A 25,343-nucleotide genomic window follows, 5' to 3' on the forward strand; every position below is an offset into this window, starting at 1 on the left:
GTCCCTGTCTCTGTATTATCTGCTGTCGTGCGTCGACTATCGACATTCGCCACGAATTATCTTTATTATAGTGATGACTTTTATGGAAAATGTAATGTCCGATGATAATCACGAACGGTTCAGTATGGACCGACGAACACTGCTTAAACGAACGAGCGCCGCATCTGCCGTTGCACTTCTCGGGGCGACTGGAGGTGCTGTCGCAACGGACGACTTGCAGAAGGGCGTAGTAAACAAAATCACACTCGATACGGCGGAGTACGACGATCTAAAAGAAGCGTCAGTGGTCTTTCTGAGGCGTAACAAGCGCGAGATCGTCCGAACTAAGATACACTCGGCACACGAAGTAAACCCCGAAAGAGCTGCCGGAGATGCCAATCCGACGAAAGTTAGTTACAGTCTCTCCTACGACGAATCGGGCGGAGTTGAAGTCACTGAATCGCAAGACGTAGCTCGGTTAACAAACGGTGATTTCACGCTCGACCGAACCGAGACCACGGCGACTCTGGCGAACCACTTCCGTGATAACTCGCTACACCAGAACAATGACGCCGAGATAAACATCCCTGACGAGCCGGAACTCGGCAACCTCGGTGACGCTGCGACGTGGGTTCAAACCGAATCGAGCGAGTGCGGTCCTCTTGCTCGAACGAACCTCGCGGTCGAGTATACGCCGACTAGCGGTGATTTCGATATCGACGACTCTATTGGCATCTTTGAAACAGCCGATGGGGAGACCTGTGACGGCGAAGAGTTCGGTGACCGGTTCCCTTGTAGTGACCTTCCACCAGGAATCGACTGTGATATTCCAGACGCGTTCAACACGACGTGGCACGTCGATAGTTCCGACTACTCTCTTACGTCCGCGGAAGGCGATTACTACAACAATGACTTCCCCATCATTCCAGAATCGACCGCGGACCACAGTCAAGATACGTGGTTCGATGAGAACGAACTGAACGTAGAAGGAACAGTTGATCACTCAGGCACCTTCGGGTTCCGTACGATCATTGACTTCCTCTTGGGGAGTGATGCTGGCGTGATCTTTTACTGATCCAACTCCCTCCTTTCGAGAAGCCACCAGATCACGCCAGACGTGCTGTGTCCCGTTGCTGATGGATCAGACGTCGTTTCTGATTGAAAGTACAGGCGAAGACCGCGGGTTTGCAGTAGTTGCTGAGGCGGCCAACTGACGATGTCGCGGTCCTGTTTCGATGTAATCGAGGCAACCAAGACAACGCAGGCAAGCAGCATCGTCGCTACTATCCGGAGCTCGGCTCGTTACGTGCTTTCCGTATCCGCGTACGCAGCGAACACATCTTCAAGCGATGCACGTTCGGTTTCGAAATCGATGACTTCGATTCCGGCTTCTTCGAAAGCCACGAGTACGTCGGTTCGGACGCTCGCGGATTCGCAGTTTACCATCATTCGATTTTCATCGATCCACGCATCTTCGACGCCCTTGATTGCCATTACGGCGTCGGGTACTGATGTCGGCTCATCTTCTAACGTGATCGCAAGACGTGGTCCGCCATCGATACGGGCCTGGAGCTCCGAGACGGATGCTTCGGCGACCATTGTTCCTTCAGAGATGATGCCGGCTCGATCACAAATGGTCTCGACTTGGGCAAGCTGATGCGACGAAACGAAGACAGTAGCTCCGCGTTCGTTCTGCTCGTGGATCAGTTCTCGGATACGGCCTGCACCGCCCGGATCAAGTCCAGCGATGGGTTCGTCCAGAATTAGTAGGTCGGGCTCGCCGACGAGCGCCATCGCAAATCCGAGCCGACGGGTCATGCCCTGTGAGTACTCGCCTGCCTTTTGTTCTGCAGCATCTGATAATCCGACACGTTCAAGGAAGTTGTCAGGGTCAGTATCAACTTCACGAACAGAACACGCGAATTCGAGATGCTCACGACCCGTGAGATTCGGATATGGCGTAAAACCCTGTGGGAGTGCCCCCGTTCGAGACTTCACACCGAGTTCGTTTGACTGTACGTTTTGACCGAATACGCGAACTGTTCCATCAGTTGGACGGAGGAAGTTCAATAACAAGCCGATGGCTGTCGTTTTCCCGGCCCCGTTTGGTCCAAGAAAGCCGTACTTTTCTCCGGACCGAACCTCGAGCGAGAGGTTTGAGAGGGCAGTGATGCGACCGAACGTTTGAGTCACCGAGTCGAATTCGATTGCGGGTGTATCGTCTGTCATTGAATTACGTGAGTGATAGGCGTCGGAGTCTGTTGTACGTGATTATCAGCGGGAGGAGAATCCACAGCCCGAGGACGAAGACGGCGATCGGCCAAGAAAGATGTAGCGGTACCGCGGCCATGTCCGCAATCTGTGTCCCGACAACGGTGATGCCGAAGCTATCGATATCCTCGTGCGGTGCGAGGTGAACTTTCGGGATTATTTCTTCGTAGGGGGCCGAAGCGAGTACCAGGTACGCCTGTCGTGGGTCGACGCTGTACGCGTCGGGGAATAGCCCAAGAGCGTCAACGGCGGCTTCGTGCCAATTGAACGTAAATCCGATAAACACCGTGAACACTGCAGCTGCCACTTGTCGTGGCGTCGCCAACAGAGACGACAGAGCAAACCCAATACTCAACCAGACGAATCCGTATCCGACGGTCGCTGCGGAGAACACGACGAAAGATACCGTCTGTGCTGTCTCGAACTGAACGAGAACTGTTATCCAGCCAACGAGGAGACCGACGCCAATCACCGCTGTGAGAACGATTCCTCTGCCGAGAAGTTTGCCCAGTAGTATGGCCCCGCGCGAACACGGAAGCGCGAGTAGTGTTTTGAGTTGTCCAGTTGCCCGAGGGGTGACGATCGCTCCGTATCCGAGTATCAAGCCGAGTAGCGGAACGAGGAATACGAAAGAATTCACATGGAACGTATAACTTATGAAGCCGTTCACGGCGTAGACAGCATCGAACGTCTCCGGATATTCGAGGAAGGTATACCGACTGCCCCTTCCACCTTCGGCTTCCACGGGTTGGACACTGCTTGCGATTCGCCACGCGGAGAACCCGAAGAAAGCAGTGAACAGAATCACTAACCGCGACCATCGAAAGTTGCGGAGTTCTGATTTGGCGATTGCTGCCGTTATTCGTGCTTGTGTGGCTGTGTCTGTCTGTGCTGTTTTACCAGAGCCGTCGGATAGTTCGACTGAGCGTATTGATCTCACGAGAGAAACACCTCATTCCGAAACCCAAGGTATCCCACTGCGAGCGGACAGCAGACCCATACGAAGAGAACGAGGACGGCAACCGGAGCCGTTACGACCCACAACAGTGTCTCGGCTGATTGACTCCCACTCGAAAGAGTAATCTCGAGTGACGGATACATGGTATCGAAGACTCCTGCAATCAGCACCGAATACCCGTGAAACGGATGCCCGACGATTGCTATCGGTGCGATACCGAGCGTCCATACTGCACCAAATACCAGTCCGAAATAGCCTGCGATTGCGCCGCTCAATGCGTGCAGCCGACTCGAAAGAAGTGCAGACAGAGTGACAGCGATGGAGACAAGCGCGGCGCTGAAAAGCGCACTCCAAACAGCCCCTAGCAGGTGAGAAAACGATACTGCCGCCACCGAAGTCGTTATGACTAGTCCGAACGACCCGGCGAGAACGCCCACGAAACTGACTCCCATAAAGACGAGTACTCGTGCCAACGCCTTTCCGATGTAGATGTCAAACCGAGTTACCGGCAGTGATCCGAGTATCGAGAGTGTCCCTTCATCTCGTTCCGTGGCAATTGTCCCGTAACCGAAAAGAAACGCCAAAAGCGGGAGAAACACGACGTAAATATCGATACCGAGAAACCAGTAGGCGGCTGAAACCGTGTGTCCCTCCTCGAGGGTGACGAAGGTGGCAACTTCGGAAGACCCGGTCATACCGCTTGCTGTCCATAAGGAGGGTGCAACGAAAACAACGAATACGGCGGCGGCAATAGCGCGATTTGTCGTCGACCGACCGATCAAACGGCACTCGAGTAGAAACACTTGATATGGACGACGGGGATCGTAGGTCCTCGACCAAAACTGCCGGCAACTCCCTCTCAAACTGTTTTGCCTTTTCCGGTCTGTCATTAGGTGTCGTTCGTTTGAATTTATAGAGATAAAGTTATTAGGGATACAATTTCGTCTCGAGACGAGACACTGAACGAGTGGTATCGTCAACGATCAGTCTGTGAAACGACAGATGCGTTTTTGCGATACTTTTCATAGAGCGATGTGCCCCACGCCAGGAATTGTTCGTGATTCCCAAAGACAATTCCGTGAACTGTGCTGTGTTCGTCATAAACTATCACAACTACGTGATCGTCCGTACGGACGAGACCGATCGGCTCCGTGAACTCGTCGTATGCGTATATCACATCGCCAAACGTAGTCGAAAGATCGACCAAGTTGCTGGATCGAATGCCTTCTAGTCCGGCTGAGCCGATAATTAACTCGACTTGCTGGTCTCGTTCCAAGACTGTTCGATGTGCATCGAGGAATTGCTGTGTAACGGCCGGTACGAACGTGTGTACCTCGGTTGCGGATCGAATAATCTCGATAACTTTCTCGAGTGGTCCGTTCGGATAGCTTGGCTCGCGAAGATTTACGTCACATTCGATGAGAATATCTGTAGAGACATCTTCGAAGTAGCCTGGCGCATATCTAGCGATAGTAGTTAACTCTTGAAGCTTTTCTGCACGCTCGATCTCTCCTACAAAATCAGTGACCGCCGTTTCTACGAGAGGCGCAAGGTACATTCGATCATTTGACTGTCGAATCCACCCTTCTTTTTCGAGTTGGTTCAGATTCCGCAGAACTGTCCGTCGTGTCGCACTGACTGTCTCCTCGAGTTCTGAAACAGTCTTTGGAGACTGTGTGAGCTCGCGCAGAATCTCGTATCGCGCTGATGAAGCAAATAGTTCTGCAAGTACGACACCATCGGCCATGTCTACAAACAATATTGAAACGTGTGTATATATGTTAACCCTAATTGAATACCCATCGTACGTTTCCCGTCACTGTACAAATTATCAGCACTGATCTCCGCGTCTATAGGCTGGACCTCGACTCGGGCAGTTACCAGCAGGTACTCGTCGACGCGACGCGGGACTACGTGGGTGGAAAAATCCTGCGGCGGACTGAAAACGAACGAGAGCCGGTCACTCGGGAAGCAACATCACGACCGACGTCGTGTTGTGGTATCCGCTCAACTGCCCTCGCTCCATGCAAAGTTCGCCGTAGGTTTCGAACCCAGTAAACGGGACCTCGAGTTCGTCGGCCATCGCATCGACCGCCTCGCCGAACTCGTCTTCGAGGATGATCGACCGACAGGCACAGTCGTAGACGAAGCCACCGGCGATCTCACTCGAGCCGGCGTTCTCGACGGCGTCACGTGCGGTGTCGCGTGCCGACTCGATCTGATCGGACTTCGGACTGTGCATTACGCGCAGTTCGGTTCCCTCCGGGACGCCGACCGGGAAGTCGAGATACCCCTCGGTCGTCAGGGACAGTCCCGGCCAGCGGATCTTGTACCCGTCGTCGCTTGCACCCCGTCCTTCTTCGATACCGAACTCGAACTCGGTCAACAGGCCGAACAGCTCGAGGCTCCCGTCCTCGAGTGCGTCGAAGTCGACGGTTCGACCACGCTCCTCGAGGTAGGGCTCGACGACCTCTCGCCAGGCTTCGAAGGCGGGCTTGCCGTCGAGTTCGAGGATCCGTCCGCCCTCCGATTTCGTCACCGTCATCGGCTCGGAGATCGGCGAGTGGCCGTGATCGACGCTGATCGTGATCGGTTCCTTCGACGCCAGCAGGCCAACGACGACTGCGTCGGATTCGACCGTCTCGTTGTGGAACACGTGGGTCGCTTCCATCGACAGATCGTCGGCCGCGGACCCGCCGACGAAGCTCGTCTCGTGACCGAGGTTGCGCTGGGTCGCCACCGCGACCTGGTCGCCGACGCCCGCCAGTCCATCGTGGAGCACGATCGCCGACAGGTGTGGATACCCGGCAACCGAGCCGGGTAGCGATTCGACGGCCTCGTTGACCGCGGCCGCGACGCCGTCCGAGAGGTCCGTCCCGAGCCCGCTGAAGAACTGGACCGTATCACTCGCAGCGAGTGCGACCGCAACGCTTCCCTCGGTACTGGTCTCTTCCGTGAACTCGCCCGACGACGAGGCACCGATCAACTCGGCCTCGTCGCCGACGACCGACCGGATTCCGTCGAGCACCGCTTCGTAATCGTACTCCGCCGCACAGAACACCTGTCCGAAGTCGACGCGGCCGTCCGTCTCGAGACCGTCGGCCGCCTGGGTCGCTGCCGCTTTCCCGACCTCGAACCCGTCGTCGCCGACGGCGACGCCGCTCCCAAACTGTGTCGGCAACCCGTCGGTTGCGGGTTCCTCGCTTGCCTCCGACTCGAGATCACTGAACTCGAACGTCGTGTCGTCGGCGTCCTCTTCCGTCCGATCCGCAGGACCCGTCACAGACGCAGCGACCTCATCCGTGCTGCCTTCCGTGATCGTGTTCGGCTCTGATCCCCCGCTGGTCGCGTCCTCGCGTCCGCTCGTTTCCGTGCTCGCTGTTACACGCGAGTCGTTCGCGGCGGCCACCGCAGGTGCGCGTTCCTGTCCCGGTACCTCCTGGCGTGCTTTGTACATATCGAGCGTATCGCGGAGCCACGCCGCGTTCTCCGCAAGCTCGGCCGCGCTGTCGGAGACGCTCGTGAGTGCGGTCGTCTGCTCCTCGGCCGAGGCCGCCACGTTCTCCGCGAGCGCGGACGTTCGGTCGCTGATCGTCGCAGTCTCGTCGACCAACGCGACCGCCTGCTGGGTCGATTCGGCCTGCTGGTCGGCCGCCATCGAAATCTCCTGGACGCCGTCGTTGGTCTCCTCGGCGTACTCGGCGATCTCTTCGAGCGCCGACAGTGCGTTCTCGACGGAGTCGGTGTGAGCCGCGATCTTCTCCTCGGTCTCGGTGACCGTCTCGGTTGCCGTCTCGGTTCGTTCCTGAATCCGCTCGAGTCGCGTTTCGATCTCCTCGGCGGCCGACTGGACCTCGTTGGCGAGCTCTTTGACCTCCGAGGCGACGACGGCGAACCCCTCGCCGTCGTCCCCGTCCTCGGTCGTCCCTCGCGAGGCCTCGATGTTCGCGTTCAGTGCGAGCATGTTCGTCTGCCGGGCGATGTCGGAGATCATCTCGACCAGTTCGTCGATCGCCTCCACGTCCTCGTGGAGCGTTTCGATCGCTTCGACTGCCTCCGTCGATCCGGATTCGATCTCCTCGATGCCGTCGACCGCGGTTCGTGCCGCTTCCCGCCCTTCCCGTCCGGTTTCGGCGGTCTCAGCGGCAATCGTCGCGACTTTTTCCGAACGACTCGCGATCTCCTCGATGTTCGCGGAGAGGTGGTCCATCTCGGCGTTGACTGACTCGAGACGCTCGGACTGGACCGACGCGCCGTCGGCGATCTCCTGGATATCCTCGCTGATCTCCGTGCTCGCCGTCGTCACCTCGTCGGTGCCGGCCATGAGTTCGTCGCTCGAGGTGACCACGAGCCGCACGAAGTCCTTGAGATGACGGATCGTCCCCTCGAGTTCGTCCATCATCGCGTTGAACTCCTCGGCGACGGACAGCGGCGCGTTCTCGTCGGGCTCGATTCGGTGTGCGAGCCGTCCGGCCGCACACAGCCCCATCGCTTCCTCGAGTTCGGCTGCCTGGGCTTCGATCCGCTCGTTGCGGGTTTCGAGGGACTCGAGTTCGTCCTCGAGTGTCCCGGCCCGGTCACGGAGGCGACGGTTCTCGCGCAGCGTCGCCTCGACGGCATCACCGATGTCCTCTACGTCGGTCATCGACTCGAAGTCGAAATCGACCGCGTCGGCGTCGCCCATCGTCGTCTCGGTTTGCACTCGTTCGATCGTCCCGTCGATTCGTCCGCCGGCCCAGTGGCCCACGACGATCCCGGCGACAACGATCAACGCCCCACCACCGAGCAGTCCCGGTAGCCCGGCGACTACCCCAGCACCGACGACGGCAGCCGCGACGACGGCCGAGAGGACGCCGAACCGGAGCGCGGATGCGGTCGCCGATGATCCGAATACTACACTCATACTCCGACTATGATACCGATCGTACAAGAATGGCGGTGGTACCCCTCCTGACGCTTACGTCTCCACACCGTACTCCCGGCTGTAACGGGAGAACTGTTGGAGACGCGTTTCGCCTCGAGTCGTTTGCCGGGGGCCACCGAATCGACCCGGTTCGTGAGGGCAAAGCAACCGAACGCGAAACCGGGGAAACGACAGTACGCTGGGACTGATCGCAGACTGCCCGCACAGCTGTCGGGTGGTCAGATGCTACTGGAGCGATAGTACCAACTGCAACGATTTGCACACTGATCGCCGATCCGTTTGGCGATCAGGTCCGCACTGACTTGCAGTGGCTACTAGAGAGAGCGACTGTGGCCGTCGCTGTCCGATCGTTCGTCGAGCGCGATCGTCGAAAAGCGAGAGACAGCGATCGACCGCGCAGGTAAAGAGCGACCGTCGTTAGCGGGCAGCCGCCGCGACGCGCTCTTTCTCTTCTTTCTGACTGACTGCGTAGGTGCCGACGTCGTTGTTGGCCGCGCCGACGAGCTGGTTGGCGATGGCCTCTTCGACGGACGTCGTGGTCTTGAACGAGTCGTTGTGGACGCCCTCGGCGAGGAACTTCAGGGCCTGATCGACGCGACGCTGGGGAGCGACGTCGACGGCCTTCGGGACCGAGATCCCTCCGTATTTCAGGCGGACCGTCTCCTCCCGCGGGGCCGCGTTCTCGACTGCGGTCACGAGCACTTGCACCGGGTTCTCCTCGGTGCGCTCGTGGATGAGATCGAACGCGTCACGGACGTAGTTGAGGGTTTTCTGCTTTTTGCCCGTGTTGTCCTCGGTCTGCATCAGGCGGTTGATAAACCGCTCGACGATGGAGATCTGGGACTTCTTGAACTGCTTGCTTGCGTGACGGCCAGCCGTGTGAGCGACCGGCGTCACCGTGATGTAGCGTTCGGTCGACGGATCGGCGTACTCGATTTCGCCGATCTCCCACTCGCCGAACAGCTTCGCCGAAACGTCAGCGCCGCCCGCGGGGGCGTCCGGATCGGGTTGGTCTTCTGCAGACATGGTTATCGAACCGGCTTCTCAGCGTTTCCGCGAACGAGTTCCTTCAGCGCGACGCCGTTTACCTTGTCGACCTTGTAGTTGACGCCGGAGAGGTCACCCATCGCACGACCCTTCGCCCCACCGATACCGGCGATGGTGACTTCGTCGTGTTCGTCGATGAACGAGATGGCACCGTCACCGGGACAGAACGCGGTGACCTGCTTTCCGTTCTTGATCAGCTGAACTCGGACACACTTTCGGATCGCCGAGTTGGGCTGTTTGGCTTCGATGCCGACCTTTTCGAGTACGATACCTCGACCCTGCGGAGCGCCCTCGAGGGGATCGGACTTCTCGCGAAGCCCACGGGCGCGGCGCGCGTAGTCAGAGTCGGACCACCGCTGCTCCTGGCGGTCCTTCTTGAGCTTGCGCGCGGCGTACTTGCCGTTTGCCATGCGCGTCGATATCCGACGGAGGCACTTAAGCAACCCGTTTCGAATCGGCGTTACGGCCCGAGAGCGCCCGATTGGGGTCGACGAGGCAATCTGAGACCGTTTCGGCACCGAACGATCGTTCTCGGGGCGTCCACACGAGCCGATGTCGGTGCGGGACGATCATGCTCCTCGGACGAACCCGGGTGCGATCATCTCTAGAAGTGTCCGACCGAAATAATCGCCCGAGACCTATATTTCTACCATGCCTACATAATAGAGACAATTTTGAAGAAGAAATAATATTTCTCGCCCATATCTACGGGCAACAAACCGATATTACCCTCGTAGATTGCCGCTTTCGACATCAATCACTAGAAGTTATCAGTCAGCTCTACTAAGAGCCAACTCGAGATGACGACGTTCGCTACGATACTCGTTAATACGTCCTGGTTCAAGCGGCTGGTCGGCCGCTCCGACGGTGATGTCCAGTCCGACGAGGACCAGTTACCGACGGTCGAGGACCGAATCGGATACGACGGCTCCCTCGACGACGCGGCAGTGATCGGACGCAGCCCGCTCTCGTACGTCGCCGCGGGTGAGTCGGTTTCCCCCTTCGTCGGTAAACAGATCGAGAACAAACTCGCTGAGTACGGCCTCGAGGAGATCGAGCCCGAGGAGTGGTACTCGCTCAAAATCCCGCTGGCGATGCTCTACGACATGCGCGACGAATACGGTGACGTCAGGATGCGAAACATGGGCCAAAACGTACCGGAACACGTCGAGTTCCCACCCGAACTGTCGGCAGTCGACGCAGCGTTACACGGGATCGCCGAGGCGTACCAACAGAACCACGACGGTAGCGAGATCGGCTTCTACGAGTTCGAGCAGGAGGGGCCGAACGAGGGTGTGATGACCTGCGAAAACCCCTACCCCTGCGAGTTCGACAAGGGACTCATCAGAGGCGTCGCGAAAAAGTTCGCCGACAATCCGATCACGGTCGAGGAAGTCGGCGATCAGTGTCGTGCCGAGGGCGGCCAGCGATGTGAGTATCGTATCGATTGGATCTGACTGCTCTCGCTTCGAACCGAGACAGCGGGACAATCGAATCCATCCTCGCTGTGGGCTCTGCCGTCAGTACGGGTACTCGCGTGGTTCGCGCTGGATCGATATCCACTTCGTCGTCGTCAGCGTCTCCAGAATCCAGTCGTCGTTGTACCGACCCATTCCCGACGCGCCGACGCCGCCGAACGGGACGTGTGGCTCCTCGTTCAGCGGCTGATCGTTGATGTGGACCATCCCCGTCTCCATCGCGTCGGCAACGTCGCGCGCTCGCTGGAGATCCGTCGAGTGAACCGATCCGGAGAGCCCGTACTCGGTGTCGTTGGCGATCCGAACCGCCTCCTCGTCGGTCTCGAACGGGATAACCGGGGCAACCGGTCCGAAGTGTTCGTTACAGGCGACCGGCATGTCACTGTCGACGCCGGACAGCACCGTCGGTTCGACGAACAGCCCGTCGTGATTCCCGCCGGCTTCGACCGTCGCACCGCGTTCGGTCGACTCCTCGATGAAGCCGACGATCTTGTCGCGCTGGCTCTCGTTGATCACCGGCCCCACGAGAGTCCCCTCCTCGAGTGGGTTGCCGATCGGGAGCGACGCGGCACGATCCGCGAGCTTCGCCACGTACTCGTCGTACAGCGACTCGTGAACCAAGTGCCGGTTGATCGAGATACACTCCTGTCCCTGGTGTGTGAACGAGCCGAACGCGCCGGCGTCGACCGCACGCTCGAGGTCGGCGTCCTCGAGGACGATGTGAGCATTGTTGCCGCCCAGCTCGAGTGCGGGCTCCGCGTACGAGCCGACGGCGCGCTGTCCGACCCGGCGGCCGATCTCCGAGGAGCCGGTAAAGGACATCACCGACGGGACCGGGTGCCCGGAGAAGTGGTCGCCGATCTCGTCCCCGTAGCCCGGGACGACGTTCAGGACGCCGTCCGGGAGGCCGGCCTCCTCGAAGGCTTTTGCGAGTACGAGCCCACCGGTCATCGGCGTGTGCTCGTCGGGCTTGACGACGACGCTGTTGCCCAGCGCGATCGCGGGTGCGATCACTCGGTTAGTGAGATGGAGCGGGAAGTTCCAGGGGGTGATGACGCCGACGACGCCAGCCGGTTCGCGTACGACGAGGTTCTCTTTCCCCGGCGTAACCGACTCTTTGTGACGACCGTTCGCTCGCGTCGCCAGTCCGGCACTGACCTCGCTCATTCGTTGTGCGAGCTGAACCTCGAAATCAGCCTTCAGCTGGACGCCGCCACATTCGACCGCGAACAGCGTCGCGAGATCGTCGGCGTATTCGCCCAGTAGCTCGCCCGCCTTGGAGACGATCGCGGCCCGCTCCTGTGGCGGTCGCTGTGCCCACTCCTCCTGGGCCGCCGCTGCGGTAGCGAACGCGTCGTCGACGTCGTCTTCTGTTCCCGAGGGCACCGTCGTCACGGTCGATCGTGTCGCCGGATTCTCGACCGGGATCGCGTCCCGATCGCCACGCGGGACCCACTCCCCGTCGAGATACAGGGCGTCCCATCCGGTCTCGGGCGCGACCTCGAGTTCGTCGACGGGTTTAGGTTCTGTCGATGACATGCTGTCGTCCGTCATATTCGATTCCTATCACGGAATCCGTATATCCATTTTGTTGTGACTATTGGTTTCGAAACCAACATTCGTCCCGATGGCTCGAGCGGACATCGAGGATCGATCGACCCCGTCTCGGTCCGTGCCACTCGAGTGAGGCATTTCCCATGCGTGGGAACCCTCGCCGTTTACGCCGAGGAGGATGTCACAGAAGAACGAGACTCGTCCGGTACCGGGTGCCGGAAGGGGCTATATCAACTGCACGTCGTCGACGTCGAAGTGCCGCTCGGCGAGTCGCCGAGCGGCCTCGATCGTTCGCCCGTTCGAGCCGATAGCGACGCCGCGGTCCTCGTCGGCGACCTCGACGTAGGCGACGGTGTCTTCGTTTTCGCTGATGGTCACGTTGTAGACGGCGGCCGGCGCGAGCGCGTTCGCGACGAACGTCGCCGGATCGTCGGCGTCCTCGACGAGCCGAACGGGCATCCCGACCCGGTCCTCGAACCGTTTGACCGTCCGGCCGTCGGGACCGATCGCTTCGCCCATCCGTCCGTTCGCCACGACGATTAGCAGACGCTTCTCGGACGCGGCCGACGCCGCTCCGTTCCGGCGGTCGCGTTCGCCCGAGCCCGAATTCGAATTCGAGTTCGAGTTCGAGCGCGACTGTGACCGCGAGACGGCTACGTTCGAGCGTGCGTGACGATCGTCGTCACCGTCTCCGCCGGTGACGAGACAGTCCCGGCCGTCGACTCCCGTCACGTCCTCGAACGCCGCGAGGTACTGCCGGGCATCGTCGTCGAGGGTGACGCCCATCGATTAGTCTGCCTGACTCTCGCTGCTGGAATCGATCGATCCCATCCGGAGGTCGACGTCGCCGGTCCCGAGCTTGATCGGCTTGCCGACGATGACGTTCTCCGTGACGCCCTGGAGCGTGTCGACCTCGCCGTGGATCGCGGCGTTGAGCAGGTGGTTGACGGTCACCTCGAACGCTGCGCGGGCGAGCACCGAGTCCTTCGAGCCGGAGATACCGTGGCGGCCGATCGACTCGATCTCGCCGTTGTTGGTCATGATGTCCGCCACCAGCATGAGGTGTCGGACGTTGACGTCGTCCAGCCCCTGCTCGGCCAGCGTGTTGTTCGTCTCCTCGATGATGGCCTCACGAGCGGCCTCGATGCCGAGGTTGCGGTGGATCTCGTGGATGTTGTTACACGTGGTCCGAGAGGCGTCGACGCCCTCGATCTCGAGGACGTCGCCGAACGCCGACCCCTCGGTGTAGAGGACGAACTCCTCGCTGCCGTCGTCCATCTCTTCGCGACGAATGACGACCCGGGAGATGTCCTCGATCCCTTTGAACGTGATGTCACGCAGCTCTTCGACCAGTTGCAGCAGGTCCCGGTAGGACGGTTCCTCGGGGCCGAACTGGATCTCGGTCCCCTGCTGGACCGTGCTCACGCCGAGTTCGTCTTCGATGATCTCGGCGACCTCTTCGGGCGTGATCATCCGCTCCTCTAGGGTGTCGCGGTTCAACGATATCTGGACGCGCATGTCCGCGACGTTCGTCGAAACGTCACCCAGCGCGAGTATCTTGGTCGCCTCGATGTTCCAGACCACTTCGTGGGCTCGCTCGCGCTCGGTGGCGTACTCGTCCTCGAGGTGGACGGTCATCATCGGCGTGTCTGGGGTCTTCCGGGCGTCGACCAGTTCGATCAGCCGCGGCAGCCCCTGGGTCACGTCGATCTCTGCGACCCCCGCGTAGTGGAACGTGTTCATCGTCAGCTGCGTCCCCGGTTCCCCGATCGACTGCGCCGAGACGGTCCCGACGGGGTCGAGCGGATCGACGCGGGTGTCGACGTAGCGGGTCTCGACGGCTTTCGCCAGTTCGTCGGCGTCCTCGACGGTCGCGTCCGGGCGGGTCTCGAGTTCCTCGTAGACCTCGTTTTTCAGCCGTCGCGGGAGATCGGTATCCTCGACGACCGCGATCGTGTCGTCGTCGACGTCGTACTCGACTTCAGTCATCGGAGCTCACCTCCGTGCTCTCGATGGAGAGGCGATCGTCTGCGTGTTCAGAGAGGTTCGTCGGCCGGGGCCGTCGTCCGAGGAACTCCTGTTTGTCCTGCTCGGAGTCGAACTCGGAGTCGAGCACGCGGTCGGCGATATGTTCGACGTCGATCTCGTTGTCCTCGCCCGAGGACACCTTCACTGGCGAGGTACCGTCCTCGCCGAACTCGAACTGGACGATCGTGTCCGAGGTGTCCCGGACGGTCCCGTCGTACTGAGTCTCGAGTTCCGACAGCGCGTTGATCAGCCGGCGCTGCAGGTAGCCGGACTTGGAGGTACGGACTGCAGTGTCGACAAGCCCCTCGCGGCCACCCATCGCGTGGAAGAAGAACTCCCGTGGGGTCAGCCCGCTGGTGTAGGAGTTCTCGACGAAGCCATGGGCTTCCGCGGAGAGGTCGTTCTCCTTGTAGTGGGAAAGGGTACGGTTCTCGTACCCGCGGTTGATGCGTTCCCCTCGAACCGCCTGCTGGCCGACACAGCCGGCCATCTGGGTCAGGTTCAGCATCGAACCACGCGCCCCGGATTCGGCCATGACGACCGCCGGGTTCTCCTCGGTGAAGTGCTCGTCCGCGATGTTCCCGGCGTTGTCACGCGCACGGGAGAGCGTCTGCATAATCTTCATTTCGAGGGTCTCGTCGACCGTTCGACCCGGCAGCGACTCGAGTTCGCCCCGCTCGTAGGCCTCGATGAGTTCTTCGACGCGGTCGTAGGCGTCGTCGATCGTCTCGTCGATGCGGGCCTGGGCCTCTTCGGGAATGGTCTCGTCGTCGATACCGATCGAGAACCCGAAGTGCATGATCGATCGCATCGCAAGCGACGCGACCTCGTTGATGAAGACCCGGGCGCGGGTCTTGCCGTGGATTTTCGTGATGGTGTCGACGATCTCACCGCCGAACTCGCCGACTTCGTCCTCGGCGATCGTCCCCTCGATCAGCTGGCCGTCCTCGATGGCGACTTTCTCGCCGACGGTACCCGTAAACTCGAGGTTCAGATCGTCGGGCAGCAGTTCGGAGAAGACGTCGTAGCCGGTCCAGAACGGCTCGCCCTGGTCGTCGACCCCGCTGGGCTCGGGTAGCTCGTCGATCCGGGTCGCCCGCAGGAGGTCGAGTGCCTGGGTCTCGTTGAACCGCGGGTTGTTGTGGGTAAGCAGGAACGTACCGGAGATGTGGTCCTGGATGGCCCCGATAATGTTCTCACCGAACCGCGGCGAGAGAATCTGTTCCTGCACGCGCATGAGGACGCGCGCCTCGGCGCGGGCCTCCTCGTTCTGGAGCGCGTGCATGTTCATCTCGTCGCCGTCGAAGTCGGCGTTGTACGGCGGACAGACGACGGTGTTGAGTCGGAACGTCTTGTACGGCATGACCACGACTTCGTGGGCCATGATCGACATCCGGTGCAGCGACGGCTGTCGGTTGAAGATGACGATGTCGCCGTCGATGAGGTGTCGGTTGACCTCCCAGCCGGGTTTGACTTTCTCAGCGAGCTGTTCGCAGTTTTTCTCGGTCACCTTCAGTCGGCGACCGTCGGGTCGGCGGACGTAGTTCGCACCGGGGTGGCCCTCGGGCCCGTTGGAGACGAACCGACGGGCCTTCTCTACGTTCCGCTCGGTGACGTTCATGGTCTGGGTCATCTCCTTTGCCACGCGGTCGGGAACGCCGACCTCGTTCAGCGAGAGAGTGGGGTCCGGCGAGATGACGGTACGTGCCGAGAAGTTCACGCGCTTCCCGGACAGCGAGCCACGGAAACGGCCCTCCTTCCCCTTGAGACGCTGGGAGAGAGTCTTCAGCGGCCGGCCCGACCGGTGTCGTGCCGGCGGTGTGCCCGAAATCTCGTTGTCCATGAAGGTGGTGACGTGGTACTGTAGCAGCTCCCAGAGGTCCTCGATGATCAGCTGGGGTGCGCCGGCCTCGCGGTTCTCCATGAACCGCTGGTTGATCCGGATGATGTCGACAAGCTTGTGAGTGAGGTCGTCCTCGCTGCGCTGGCCGTTGTCGAGCGTAATCGACGGACGTGCCGTCACCGGCGGGACCGGGAGCACAGTCAGGATCATCCACTCCGGCCGCGAGCGATCGGGGTCGATCCCGAGCACTTCGATGTCCTCGTCCGGAATCGCCTCGAACCAGTCCCGGATGTCCGAGGGCATCAACTTGTTCGTGTCTTCCTCGGTGAGATCGATATCCAGGGCTTTCTCGATCGCCTTGCGCTGGCTCTCGCGTGGACGGAACGACCCCGAGAGGATCTCGTTGATCCGCGAGAGATCGATCTCGGTCTCCGCGGCGAGTTCGTCGGGTGACATCCGCTCGGCGTCTTCGTCCTGTCCCTGCATCGCACCCGCGATTCGCTGGGAGTACTCGCTGGTGAGTACCTGCTGGACCTCGTAGTAGGTCGTCGGCTTCTCGTGGTCGATGTCGTACTGGACCTCGCCACAGTGGGGACAGCGATCCTTCTTGCGGGCCTGGCGGATCGCGGCCTTCGTGACGTCGTTCAAGTCCCGCCCGAGTTTCTGGGCCTCGTCGATCTGCCCGTGGAACTCCTCTTTCTCGTCCTCGGTCAACAGCAGTCGGGAGCACTCACGGCACGTGCCACGGAGGAGCCGCCGGATAAGCTTCGTAAAGCCGACGTGGATCACCGGCGCGGCCAGTTCGATGTGGCCGAAGTGACCGTTACACGACCCCGAGTGCTTCCCGCAGGTCTTGCACTCGAGGCCGGGGTCGATGACGCCGAGCCGCGGGTCCATCAGCCCCATGTCGATGGGGAAGCCGTCGTCGTCGTAGGTGTCCGCGGTGATGATCTTCGTCGCGCTCATCTCCCGGTACTCTTCGGGCTCCATCAGCCCGAAGTTGATCGATCCGATGTCTTTGGGTGTACTGTTTCGCATTGTTGACGTTAGACGGCGTCTTCCAGTTCCAGTCGCGGTGCGATGCCAAGCGCCTTCATCTCGTCGAGCAGGAGCTTGAACGCGTAGCTCATCTCGATCTCGTGGATGTCGGTCTCCTCGTCACAGTTCGGACAGTAGACCCGGCGCTGCTCGACGTTCTCGACTGCGCTCATCCCACACTGCCCACAGATTGGGATGTACTCGCGGTCGGACTCGTCGAGCAGGCGCTCCTTCAGGGTCATCGCCGCACCGTGACCGATGAACACGTCCCGCTCCATCTCCCCGATACGGAGGCCACCCTCGCGGGCACGACCCTCCGTGGGCTGGCGGGTAAGCACCTGCACGGGACCGCGAGAGCGAGCGTGCAGTTTGTTCGAGACCATGTGGTAGAGCTTCTGGTAGAAGATCACGCCCGAGAAGATTTCGGCCTCGATCTTCTCCCCGGTGATGCCGGAGTACATCGTCTCCTTGCCCGAGGGTTCGAAGCCGGCCTCCTCGAGGCCCTTGCGGAGGTCCTCCTCGTCCTCGCCGAGGAACGGCGTCCCGTCGACGCGTCGGCCCTCGAGCGAGCCGAGTTTGCCGCCGATCATCTCGAGGATGTGCCCGACGGTCATCCGCGATGGCAGGGCGTGGGGGTTCAAGACGAGGTCGGGCACGACGCCCTCCTCGGTAAAGGGCATGTCTTCCTGGGGTGCGAGGTGGCCGATGACCCCCTTCTGGCCGTGTCGCGACGCGAACTTGTCCCCGAGTTCGGGGATGCGCTCGTCGCGCACGGAGACTTTCGAGAGCTTCGAGCCGTCCTCGCCTTCCATGAGGGTGACGGTGTCGACGACCCCGCTCTCACCCGATCGCATCGTGACGGAGGTCTCGCGGCGCTTCTGTGGCGAGAGACCACCCATGTCGTCGGGCTCCTCGAGGAACCGAGGTGGACTCGTCTTCCCGAGCAGGACGGAGTTCTCGTCGACCGTCGTCTCGGGGTTGACGAGGCCGTCCTCGTCGAGGTGGGCGTACGCCTCCTCGCCGCGGGCTCCACGGACGTCCTGGGAGGGAATCTCGAAGCGATCCTCCTGGCCGCCGGGGTAGCGACGTTCCTCGCCCTCGTAGGTCCGGAAGAAGTGCGACCGGGCGAGGGCTCGTTCGACGCTTGCTTTGTTCATAACCAGCGCGTCCTCGATGTTGAACCCCTCGTAGCTCATCACGGCGACGACGAAGTTCTGGGCTGCGGGACGGTCGTCGAAGCCGATCTGCTCGGTCGTTTGGGTCTTGACCATCGACAGCTGCGGGTAGTGCAGCAGGTGCTGGCGCGTGTCCGGCCGGATGCGGTAGTTCGCACTCGGGAGCCCCAGCGACTGCTTGATCATCCCTGCCCCCATCGTAATGCGCGGGCTGGCGTTGTGCTCGGGGTAGGGGATCATCCCCGCACCGATCCCGAAGATCAGCTGCGGATCGATCTCGAGGTGGGTGTGATCGTCGGTGACGTCGTCTTCGTCGACGGCGACGAGGATGTCCTCTTCCTCCTCGGCGTCGATGAACTCGACGTAGCCGTGCTCGACGAGGTCCTCGAACTCGAGGTCACCGTTTCGGAGCGCCTCGATCTCCTCGTCGGAGATGCGCGGTTCGCCGTCCTCGACGACCAACAGGGGTCGCCGGGCGCGGCCGGCGTCGGCGTTGATGATCACTTCTCGCGTGCGCTCCTTGACGGAGACGTTGACCATCTCGCTGACGTCACCGATGCGTCGCGCTTCGCGGATCTGTTCGGCTAGCTCGTGCGGATCGGGGTGTGTTCCCACCAGCGACCCGTTCACGTAGACTTTGGCTTCGCGTTGTTGACTGCTCATTGTTTAGTCGTCTGCCGGCGTCGATCGTTCGATCCCTTCGATACCCGGAATGCCCTCGACACCCATCGAGGCGAGTTCTCGCTTGAGCGCCTGTTCGTCTTCGATGTTCTGGGACAGCTCCATCGCCTGTGCGAAGTTCTTCACCAGGCCACAGTTCGGCCCTTCGGGGGTCTCGGAGGGACAGATGCGGCCCCACTGGGTCGCGTGCAGGTCCCGTGCCTCGAAGTGAGGCTGGCTGCGCGACAGCGGGCTGCGCAGTCGGCGCAGGTGCGAGAGCACGCCCATGAAGTCGGTGCGGTCGACCAGCTGGCTCACGCCGGAACGGCCACCGACCCAGTTACCCGTCGCGATCGGGTGCTCGAGCCGTTCCGTGAGCACGTCGGATCGAACGACCGTCGAGACCGACAGGCTCCGGTTTCGCATGTTCGCACGCTCGAGCTGATACTTGACGTCCCGGGCGAGCTTGTTCAGTGCCGTCCGGAACAGGTCTTTCATCAGGTCGCCGCTGACTTTCAGCCGCTTGTTCGCGTAGTGGTCCTTGTCGTCGGCTTCGCGTCGGCCCAGGGCGAGTTCGAAACAGGCCTCGGCCATCCGACAGAGGTAGTGGGCTTTGTTGATCCGAACGTCCTCCTCGTCGACACCGTCCTCGTGGAGGTGTGGCAGGAGGTACCGATCGATGACGTAGTTCGCTCGTTTGAGCTGGTAGTTCTTGCCCTGGCCGGAGGCGACCCGCTGACCGAGCTTCTCGATGGCCTCCTGTTCGGTCTGGACGTCCGCTTCCTCCAGGTTCTCGAGCATGTACTTGACGACCTCCGGATCGTTGGAGACCTTGTGGACGATCTCCTCGTCGCTCTCGAGGCCCAGCGCACGCACGAGGGTGACGAAGTTGATCGAGCCGGAGACCGAGGGGAACGACACCTCGAGCAGGCCGTCGCGGGTCCGCTCACAGAGTACGAGCGCGCGGTAGCCACGGCGCTGCGAGAAGGTCTTGGCGACCTGAATCTCGTCGCCGTACTTGGTGTCGTACTCCGCGAGAATCTTGTTCGGCGCGAGGTCCTCGCTCGTCATCAGGACTCGCTCGGAGCCGTTGACGATGAAGTAGCCGCCCGGATCGGCGGGGTCCTCGCCGATCTCGATCAGTTCCTCGTCGGAGAAGCCGGCGATGTTACACTTGTCCGAGCCGACCATGATCGGCATCCGACCGATCTTGGTCTCCGTCGAGTCGACGACCCGTTCGTCGCCCTCTTCGCCCTTGACGATCGACATCTCCATGAAAACGGGCGCGGAGTAGGTGATGTTCCGGAGACGAGCTTCCTGTGGATAGAGGAGTTCTTCGGACCCGTCGGCCTCTCGAACTCGAGGCGTGACGACACGGACGTCGCCGAGTTCGACGTGGACCGGCTCTTCGCCTTCCTTGTCGCCGATGTCCGTATCGATCGTCTCTTTCTCGTCGACGACCTCCTGCATCCCCCGGTTGAGGAAGGCGTTGAACGAGCGGAAGTGGTGTTCTGCGAGTCGTTCCCTCGAGAAATATTCGCGTGAAATGTCCCGTCGTTTGTCGCGGTTCAGTTCCATCGTTATTCCACCACGAGTCGATATACGACTGCCTGATCGGTTGTTCGTGAGTCCCGGACGATCTTGATGACGTTTCCGACCGCCGCGTCATCCGGGAGTGCGGGGTCGTTGCGTTTGATTTTCGGCAGGTCTGTACGATCGATATCGTACTCGGTGAGCACCTCCTCGAGTGTCTCCTCCTCGAGGACGGTGTGCTCCGGCACGAGTTCGTGTTGGCTTACGTCTACCATGTTGAGTGAGTGTGGGTGTGCGTGTGGGCTATCCGGAGAGAAGCGGCTGTCACGAGATACTACAGCCAGGTAGCGCCGGCAGGCATTTAACCGTTACTAACTCGTCTCAAAAGCGCAGCTAACCGGTCGGGCGAACCTGACCGGAGCGGACGATCACACGCGACAGTTGCCGGTTATCGGTTAAATTCCTTGGGGTGGTCCCCGCTGTTCGAAGGACGGCGATACCGATCGAGGGTCCCGCGTGCCGGCCGCTCACCCCTCACAGATAGCCAAACAGCGTTCCGAGCAGGACCACCGCCCACAGGCCGACCCCGACCAGCAACAGGTCGTTGAGACGCGATTCCCGAGTCGCGCGCTGGGCCGCGCCAGCGGCGACGAGTCCGAGCGCGACGACCACGAGCACTCGTTGAACGACGACGTCGAGAGGCAACACGTCGACGCCGAGCAGCGAGTAGTCGAGCCAGATCGCCGCCGCCAGCGAAACCGACGCCGCGACGGCCGCGTCGAGCCGCCGCTCGAGTCCGCTCGCGATACCGTAGGTCGCGACCGGCAGTCCGACCGCGATAAACGGGTACAGGAGGCCGGCGATCATGTGCACGGTGAGCCCGTCGACGGTTCTGTCGAGCGCGATGCCGGCGATTCGGACGCCGAGAACGATCGCGAGAACCGTCATCGCGAGGCAGAGGTGTCGTGCCTCGAGGCGATCGGCGGCCGCAGCGAGTCGCCGGCGGTCCGCGTCGGAGAGTTGCTCGTCGAGCCGCCGGAAGAGCGGAGCGAGCGACCTGTTCTCGTCTGCGTCTGTGTCGCCGTCGCTGGCGTCGTCCCCGCGTCCCCGCGAGCGCCCCGCGGCAAGCGCCACCGCGATCGAGGCCGTCGCTGCGGCCCCGGTGAGGTCTACTTTCGTCGCCCAGCCGTCGGCGTCCGAAGGACCGCTATTCCCGAGGTAGAGCCGCCGAACGTCCTCCTGGATGTCGACCCCAGGAATCGCCATCAGGTCGTTCTCGAGCCGGTACTGTGCCGCTTCGACTCCATCGACGCGGTGCCGGAGTGTTAGCCAGTCGAAGTGTTCGGAGTGGGTCTGCATCACGACCCACTCGTCGTCCGGGTTCGGGCTCTCGTAGGCCCTGATGTGATAGCGGTAGCCGTAGTACTCGCCGTCCTCGAGCTGGAGGGTTTCGGTGGTCCAGAACCCGTCCTCTCCGGGGCCGGGATCGAGGTATGCATAGCGGGTCGCGCCGTCGGCCTGGGACCATGGGATGTCGGTCGGCGAGATCGGACGGATGGGATCGTCGATCTCGGTACCGACGCCGTCGCCGTCAGCGGTGGCGTTGGTTTCGTTCATGCCGTCGGCCGTCCTGTCGTCGTCTTCGTCCGCCACCTCGGCCTCGTCCTCGTCCTCGGCCTCGGCCTCGAGACCCACGAGTTCGTCGGCGTCGAAGTGATCGTGGTCCGCTTCTTCCCACTCGCCATCGCCGTGTTCGGCCAGCAACTGGAGGGTTCGCTCGGCATCGCAACGGACGACGACGTTTAGCGGACTGCGTTTCTCGTGGCTCTGGCGCTGGTTGAGATACGGCCAGAACCCGCTGTCGCTGTCCTCGAAGGTGACGAGTTCGGGTTCGGGTCGATCCGCTTCGTCGGGGGTGACACGGTCCGCCGAGGGCGAGAACAACAGTGACGACCCGCCGACGAAGAGAAACGCGATAGCCAGAACGACGAGTCCAATACTCACCGAACGACGCATTTCCGCTGTACTAGCGGTCCATCGGATATAGTACTGGTGATAGGTTCGCTGTCACGACGGTCGTGTTCCGGCAGCAGCGAGAGACTCTCGCGGTCAGCCCCGAATCTCGGTCGCGAAACCGGATCGTGAAAGCAGAGAGCAACGGTGTGTCCCGATGTCCGGGGATCGACGAGCGGTCGACTCGAGTCGACACGTAGTCCCGTCAGTCGTCGACGTCCGGCCCGACCGTCAGTACGGGGACGGGAGCCTGCCGAACGACTCGCTGGGAGACGCTTCCGACGACGTTGTTCTCGTAATCGTCGCCGCTGGTGCCCATCACGATCAGGTCGACGTCGTTCTCGTCGGCGTACGTGACGATACACTCGGCCGGATGGCCGGTATCGACTGCGGTCTCGACCGTGAGGCCGCTGTCGGCTGCTTTCGTCGCCGCTTCGTCGGTCGCTTCGTGGGCGTTCTCCTCGAGGTCGGCCCGAACCTGTTCGACACGCTCCTCGTCTAAGACGAGAAACGAGCGGTCGTCGACGACCGACAGGACGTGGACCGTCGCGTCCCGCGTCGCCGCGACGTCGAGCGCGTGCTCGGACACGGTCTCGGCGTGGTCGCTCCCGTCGGTTGGAAAGAGGATCGTCTCGTACATCTAGTCGAACCACTGGTGCGGGGGGAAAAAGGCCTTCTCAATTTCCGGCCGCGATCCGCCGGGAGATCACTGTCGTTCCGGCTTCGTCCTTTCTCTCGGTCACTGTCCCTCCGAGCGCGCCGTTTTCCAGGTAACCTCGATCTGGATCGTCTCGCGGGGCCCCCGAAACATCGGGGAGCGTTCGACGACATCGACCGACAGGTCGATGGCGTCCGGCGGATCGAGCTGCACCGTCTTGTTCCCGACCTGCACCTGTACGCCGCGCTCGTGTGCGTCGGCATCGTCGGCGAACTCCGTGCCCAGATGGTCGAAGTACGCCGCGAGCTCGTCCCGCGTGAGCGTCTCCTCGGCCGAGGTCCGGTCCGCCATGGTGACCGGTCGCGACTGCGTCGGTAAAAGTATGGACGGGAAACAGCGTCCTAATTCCGGTTTACTGTCCTGAAACCGTCCGCCGCGAGGACGAAGGGGCTGCCTATCCACGCGGCCGACTAAAACAGGTTCGCCTGCTGGTACACCGAAATCCCTTCGTCGGTGATCTCGTACGGTTTCTTGTCCCGGGAGTGGTTCGCGTCCCGGATCTTCTGAATCTCGACTGCCAGCCGCGTCTCTCGGAAATCTTCCGGGCGAACGTACTGCATGACGAACACCGCATCGGTGAGGTACTCTACGATCCCGTGGCGTGACGCGTACGGGTTGTTCTCCGCGGCCTCGCTGGTCAACAGCGCGGTCACGCCGGCTTCCTTCAGCCCTTTCGTGAAGTCGTAGACCTCGTTGCGTCGCTTGGCCCGATCGTCGTACATCATCTCGAGCAGCGACACGGAGTCGAGCACGAGCCGCGAGGCACCGAAGTCCTCGACCAACTGCGGAAGCTCGTTACGGATCGACGCCAGGCTGTTGGCCATCTCTACGGGGTCGAGATCGACGACTGCCAGCCGGCCGTCTTCGGCGTACTCGTCGAAGCGGAACCCCTTCTCGGTGGCGCTGTTTATCACTCGCTGGCGGCTCTCCTCGAGGGTGATGTAGACTGCACGCTCTCCCTGTTGGAGGCCGTGATGGAGAAACTGCAGTCCCAGGGTGGTCTTGCCCGTGCCGGCACTGCCGATGGCGACCATCAGCGACCGTTCCGGAACCCCGCCCTGAATCATCCGGTCCAGTCCCTCGACGCCCAGTTCGATCCGTGGGAGGTCCGTCTCGAGTTCGTCGTCGTCCTCGAACGTCTCCTCTCCGGGGCCGCCGAAGCCGAAGTCGACATCGGTTCTGGGATCGCCGTCTACGGCTGTGGCACTCGTCCCCGCGTCCGTTTCCGAGAACGAGCCCGACTCCTCGTATCCGCCGAGATCGCCGGCCCCGGCTCCTGCTCCCGCTCCGGTTTCGGTCCCACTACTGGCTCCGGGCTCGAGCCCCCCAAATTCGGAACTCGACCCCGAAGCCGGATCGTCGCTGCCTACCGCAGGCATCGCCGCGCCCTCGAGGGCGTCACCGAAACTCTCGTCGAATAACGATCCATCGTCCGAGTCAGTGTCGTCACTCGAGTCAGTGTCGTCGGACAAACCGGGCGCGTCGTCCGGGACGATGCCCTGACCCGAGTCGCTGTCAGTATCGAAACCGAGGTCGGTCTCCGGCTCCGAACCTGGCGAGGGTTCGGTTTCCCCGTCGCTCATCGGTTCGTGAGGGGTGGCCATCTCTTCCGTCTCACTCCCGGCTTTCCCGCTCGCCCCGTCGTCGGCCCCGTCCTCGCCGGCCGTCTCCTGTGTGACGTGTGGCTCCGGTTCGAACGGACCCATGGACGCACCCGTCGTCTCATCGTCGCTCCCCTCCCCTCTTTCTCTCTCCTCGTCGTCGACTGTCGCCCCGCTCGTGCTCGTGTCGGTCCCCTCGTCCCGATTCGACTCGTCCCGACTCGAGCCGATGCGGTCGACGCTGTGTGCGCTGTCGTCTCCGGGCTCCTCATCGTCTTCCGCCAGCGCGCGCTCGAACCAGTCGCCGGAGTCGTCACTCACGACCATCACCGCCGACCGGCAACGGCTCATACTGCCGGACAAACCACTCCACACATCGACCGCACTCGAGACGCGATCGGGTGTGTCCTGACTGTTGTCCAGGAGTATCACTCGCTCGCTGCTGGAGTGACGGCTCACGGAGCGGCGACCGACGAGCCGGTCGGTCGCGGGTCGTCGGCCTCGAGCACTGCGCAAGGCGAGA

General features: G+C 61.6%; 20 protein-coding genes. 2 read left to right on the forward strand and 18 right to left on the reverse strand.

Going from position 1 to position 25,343, the window contains the following annotated elements; all coding sequences use genetic code 11:
- The first annotated feature begins 94 nt into the window (after positions 1 to 94).
- The gene (locus C446_RS04835) at positions 95 to 1,054 is read left to right on the forward strand and encodes a twin-arginine translocation signal domain-containing protein (protein WP_049920050.1); all 960 of its coding nucleotides are present in this window, start codon (positions 95 to 97) and stop codon (positions 1,052 to 1,054) included.
- A 227-nt stretch (positions 1,055 to 1,281) separates the two neighbouring features.
- Here the strand turns inward: C446_RS04835 and C446_RS04840 are convergent, their stop codons facing one another.
- The 7 genes from C446_RS04840 to C446_RS04870 all read right to left on the reverse strand — a co-directional run bounded on the left by C446_RS04840 (position 1,282) and on the right by C446_RS04870 (position 9,589).
- Complete coding sequence (locus C446_RS04840; protein ID WP_049920039.1) at positions 1,282 to 2,208, reverse strand: ABC transporter ATP-binding protein; 927 nt, start codon at positions 2,206 to 2,208, stop codon at positions 1,282 to 1,284.
- A gap of 4 nt (positions 2,209 to 2,212) precedes the next feature.
- Positions 2,213 to 3,190: an ABC transporter permease gene (locus C446_RS04845; RefSeq protein ID WP_338034974.1), complete on the reverse strand. Its 978-nt coding sequence runs from the start codon at positions 3,188 to 3,190 to the stop codon at positions 2,213 to 2,215.
- Entirely contained in the window at positions 3,187 to 4,011 is an 825-nt protein-coding gene (locus tag C446_RS04850) for an ABC transporter permease (RefSeq protein WP_049920040.1), read from the reverse strand. The genes C446_RS04845 and C446_RS04850 overlap by 4 nt, the downstream gene beginning before the upstream one ends.
- A 173-nt stretch (positions 4,012 to 4,184) precedes the next feature.
- The gene (locus tag C446_RS04855) at positions 4,185 to 4,955 is read right to left on the reverse strand and encodes a helix-turn-helix transcriptional regulator (protein ID WP_239639458.1); all 771 of its coding nucleotides are present in this window, start codon (positions 4,953 to 4,955) and stop codon (positions 4,185 to 4,187) included.
- A gap of 213 nt (positions 4,956 to 5,168) precedes the next feature.
- Positions 5,169 to 8,111 (reverse strand): FIST N-terminal domain-containing protein, encoded by a 2,943-nt coding sequence (locus C446_RS04860; protein ID WP_006671956.1) that lies wholly within the window; start codon positions 8,109 to 8,111, stop codon positions 5,169 to 5,171.
- A gap of 438 nt (positions 8,112 to 8,549) precedes the next feature.
- The gene (locus tag C446_RS04865; protein WP_006671957.1) at positions 8,550 to 9,158 is read right to left on the reverse strand and encodes a 30S ribosomal protein S7; all 609 of its coding nucleotides are present in this window, start codon (positions 9,156 to 9,158) and stop codon (positions 8,550 to 8,552) included.
- 2 nt (positions 9,159 to 9,160) lie between these two features.
- Positions 9,161 to 9,589, reverse strand: coding sequence for a 30S ribosomal protein S12 (locus tag C446_RS04870; RefSeq protein ID WP_006671958.1), 429 nt, complete (start codon positions 9,587 to 9,589; stop codon positions 9,161 to 9,163).
- Positions 9,590 to 9,979: 390 nt separating this feature from the next.
- Between C446_RS04870 and C446_RS04875 the strand changes: the two genes are divergently transcribed.
- Positions 9,980 to 10,636 carry a 4-vinyl reductase gene (locus C446_RS04875; RefSeq protein ID WP_006671959.1) on the forward strand — a complete coding sequence of 219 codons (657 nt, stop codon included), beginning with the start codon at positions 9,980 to 9,982 and terminating at the stop codon, positions 10,634 to 10,636.
- A 63-nt stretch (positions 10,637 to 10,699) separates the two neighbouring features.
- Here C446_RS04875 and C446_RS04880 read toward each other — a convergent pair whose 3' ends face one another.
- The 11 genes from C446_RS04880 to C446_RS04930 form a co-directional block, all read right to left on the reverse strand.
- Complete coding sequence (locus tag C446_RS04880) at positions 10,700 to 12,211, reverse strand: aldehyde dehydrogenase family protein (RefSeq protein ID WP_006671960.1); 1,512 nt, start codon at positions 12,209 to 12,211, stop codon at positions 10,700 to 10,702.
- A gap of 225 nt (positions 12,212 to 12,436) precedes the next feature.
- Positions 12,437 to 12,997: a NusA-like transcription termination signal-binding factor gene (locus C446_RS04885; protein ID WP_006671961.1), complete on the reverse strand. Its 561-nt coding sequence runs from the start codon at positions 12,995 to 12,997 to the stop codon at positions 12,437 to 12,439.
- A gap of 3 nt (positions 12,998 to 13,000) precedes the next feature.
- Entirely contained in the window at positions 13,001 to 14,200 is a 1,200-nt protein-coding gene (gene rpoA2, locus C446_RS04890; protein WP_006671962.1) for a DNA-directed RNA polymerase subunit A'', read from the reverse strand.
- A complete protein-coding gene (locus tag C446_RS04895; RefSeq protein WP_006671963.1) occupies positions 14,193 to 17,120 on the reverse strand; it encodes a DNA-directed RNA polymerase subunit A' in 2,928 nt (975 codons plus the stop codon). The genes rpoA2 and C446_RS04895 overlap by 8 nt, the downstream gene beginning before the upstream one ends.
- Positions 17,121 to 17,128: 8 nt before the next feature.
- Complete coding sequence (gene rpoB / locus C446_RS04900) at positions 17,129 to 18,958, reverse strand: DNA-directed RNA polymerase subunit B (RefSeq protein ID WP_006671964.1); 1,830 nt, start codon at positions 18,956 to 18,958, stop codon at positions 17,129 to 17,131.
- A gap of 3 nt (positions 18,959 to 18,961) precedes the next feature.
- Positions 18,962 to 20,539, reverse strand: coding sequence for a DNA-directed RNA polymerase subunit B'' (locus C446_RS04905; protein WP_049920041.1), 1,578 nt, complete (start codon positions 20,537 to 20,539; stop codon positions 18,962 to 18,964).
- Positions 20,536 to 20,763 carry a DNA-directed RNA polymerase subunit H gene (locus C446_RS04910; protein WP_006671966.1) on the reverse strand — a complete coding sequence of 76 codons (228 nt, stop codon included), beginning with the start codon at positions 20,761 to 20,763 and terminating at the stop codon, positions 20,536 to 20,538. The genes C446_RS04905 and C446_RS04910 overlap by 4 nt, the downstream gene beginning before the upstream one ends.
- 259 nt (positions 20,764 to 21,022) lie before the next feature.
- Positions 21,023 to 22,504 carry a hypothetical protein gene (locus C446_RS04915; protein WP_006671967.1) on the reverse strand — a complete coding sequence of 494 codons (1,482 nt, stop codon included), beginning with the start codon at positions 22,502 to 22,504 and terminating at the stop codon, positions 21,023 to 21,025.
- A 202-nt stretch (positions 22,505 to 22,706) separates the two neighbouring features.
- Positions 22,707 to 23,141 carry a universal stress protein gene (locus C446_RS04920; RefSeq protein ID WP_006671968.1) on the reverse strand — a complete coding sequence of 145 codons (435 nt, stop codon included), beginning with the start codon at positions 23,139 to 23,141 and terminating at the stop codon, positions 22,707 to 22,709.
- Between the two features lie 99 nt (positions 23,142 to 23,240).
- Positions 23,241 to 23,510 carry an amphi-Trp domain-containing protein gene (locus C446_RS04925; RefSeq protein WP_006671969.1) on the reverse strand — a complete coding sequence of 90 codons (270 nt, stop codon included), beginning with the start codon at positions 23,508 to 23,510 and terminating at the stop codon, positions 23,241 to 23,243.
- A gap of 119 nt (positions 23,511 to 23,629) precedes the next feature.
- A complete protein-coding gene (locus tag C446_RS04930; protein WP_006671970.1) occupies positions 23,630 to 25,147 on the reverse strand; it encodes a KaiC domain-containing protein in 1,518 nt (505 codons plus the stop codon).
- Between the last annotated feature and the right edge of the window lie 196 nt (positions 25,148 to 25,343).

This window comes from Halobiforma nitratireducens JCM 10879 (assembly GCF_000337895.1).
In the GTDB taxonomy this organism is placed as follows: domain Archaea; phylum Halobacteriota; class Halobacteria; order Halobacteriales; family Natrialbaceae; genus Natronobacterium; species Natronobacterium nitratireducens.

Excerpts from the sequence above, each read along its gene's own strand:
- C446_RS04835 (WP_049920050.1), top strand. The coding sequence starts at position 95 with ATGTCCGATGATAATCACGAACGGTTCAGTATGGACCGACGAACACTG.
- C446_RS04840 (WP_049920039.1), bottom strand. The coding sequence starts at position 2,208 with ATGACAGACGATACACCCGCAATCGAATTCGACTCGGTGACTCAAACG.
- C446_RS04855 (WP_239639458.1), bottom strand. The coding sequence starts at position 4,955 with ATGGCCGATGGTGTCGTACTTGCAGAACTATTTGCTTCATCAGCGCGA.
- C446_RS04860 (WP_006671956.1), bottom strand. The coding sequence starts at position 8,111 with ATGAGTGTAGTATTCGGATCATCGGCGACCGCATCCGCGCTCCGGTTC.
- C446_RS04865 (WP_006671957.1), bottom strand. The coding sequence starts at position 9,158 with ATGTCTGCAGAAGACCAACCCGATCCGGACGCCCCCGCGGGCGGCGCT.
- C446_RS04870 (WP_006671958.1), bottom strand. The coding sequence starts at position 9,589 with ATGGCAAACGGCAAGTACGCCGCGCGCAAGCTCAAGAAGGACCGCCAG.
- C446_RS04875 (WP_006671959.1), top strand. The coding sequence starts at position 9,980 with ATGACGACGTTCGCTACGATACTCGTTAATACGTCCTGGTTCAAGCGG.
- C446_RS04880 (WP_006671960.1), bottom strand. The coding sequence starts at position 12,211 with ATGACGGACGACAGCATGTCATCGACAGAACCTAAACCCGTCGACGAA.
- C446_RS04885 (WP_006671961.1), bottom strand. The coding sequence starts at position 12,997 with ATGGGCGTCACCCTCGACGACGATGCCCGGCAGTACCTCGCGGCGTTC.
- rpoA2 (WP_006671962.1), bottom strand. The coding sequence starts at position 14,200 with ATGACTGAAGTCGAGTACGACGTCGACGACGACACGATCGCGGTCGTC.
- C446_RS04895 (WP_006671963.1), bottom strand. The coding sequence starts at position 17,120 with ATGCGAAACAGTACACCCAAAGACATCGGATCGATCAACTTCGGGCTG.
- rpoB (WP_006671964.1), bottom strand. The coding sequence starts at position 18,958 with ATGAGCAGTCAACAACGCGAAGCCAAAGTCTACGTGAACGGGTCGCTG.
- C446_RS04910 (WP_006671966.1), bottom strand. The coding sequence starts at position 20,763 with ATGGTAGACGTAAGCCAACACGAACTCGTGCCGGAGCACACCGTCCTC.
- C446_RS04915 (WP_006671967.1), bottom strand. The coding sequence starts at position 22,504 with ATGCGTCGTTCGGTGAGTATTGGACTCGTCGTTCTGGCTATCGCGTTT.
- C446_RS04920 (WP_006671968.1), bottom strand. The coding sequence starts at position 23,141 with ATGTACGAGACGATCCTCTTTCCAACCGACGGGAGCGACCACGCCGAG.
- C446_RS04925 (WP_006671969.1), bottom strand. The coding sequence starts at position 23,510 with ATGGCGGACCGGACCTCGGCCGAGGAGACGCTCACGCGGGACGAGCTC.
- C446_RS04930 (WP_006671970.1), bottom strand. The coding sequence starts at position 25,147 with ATGGTCGTGAGTGACGACTCCGGCGACTGGTTCGAGCGCGCGCTGGCG.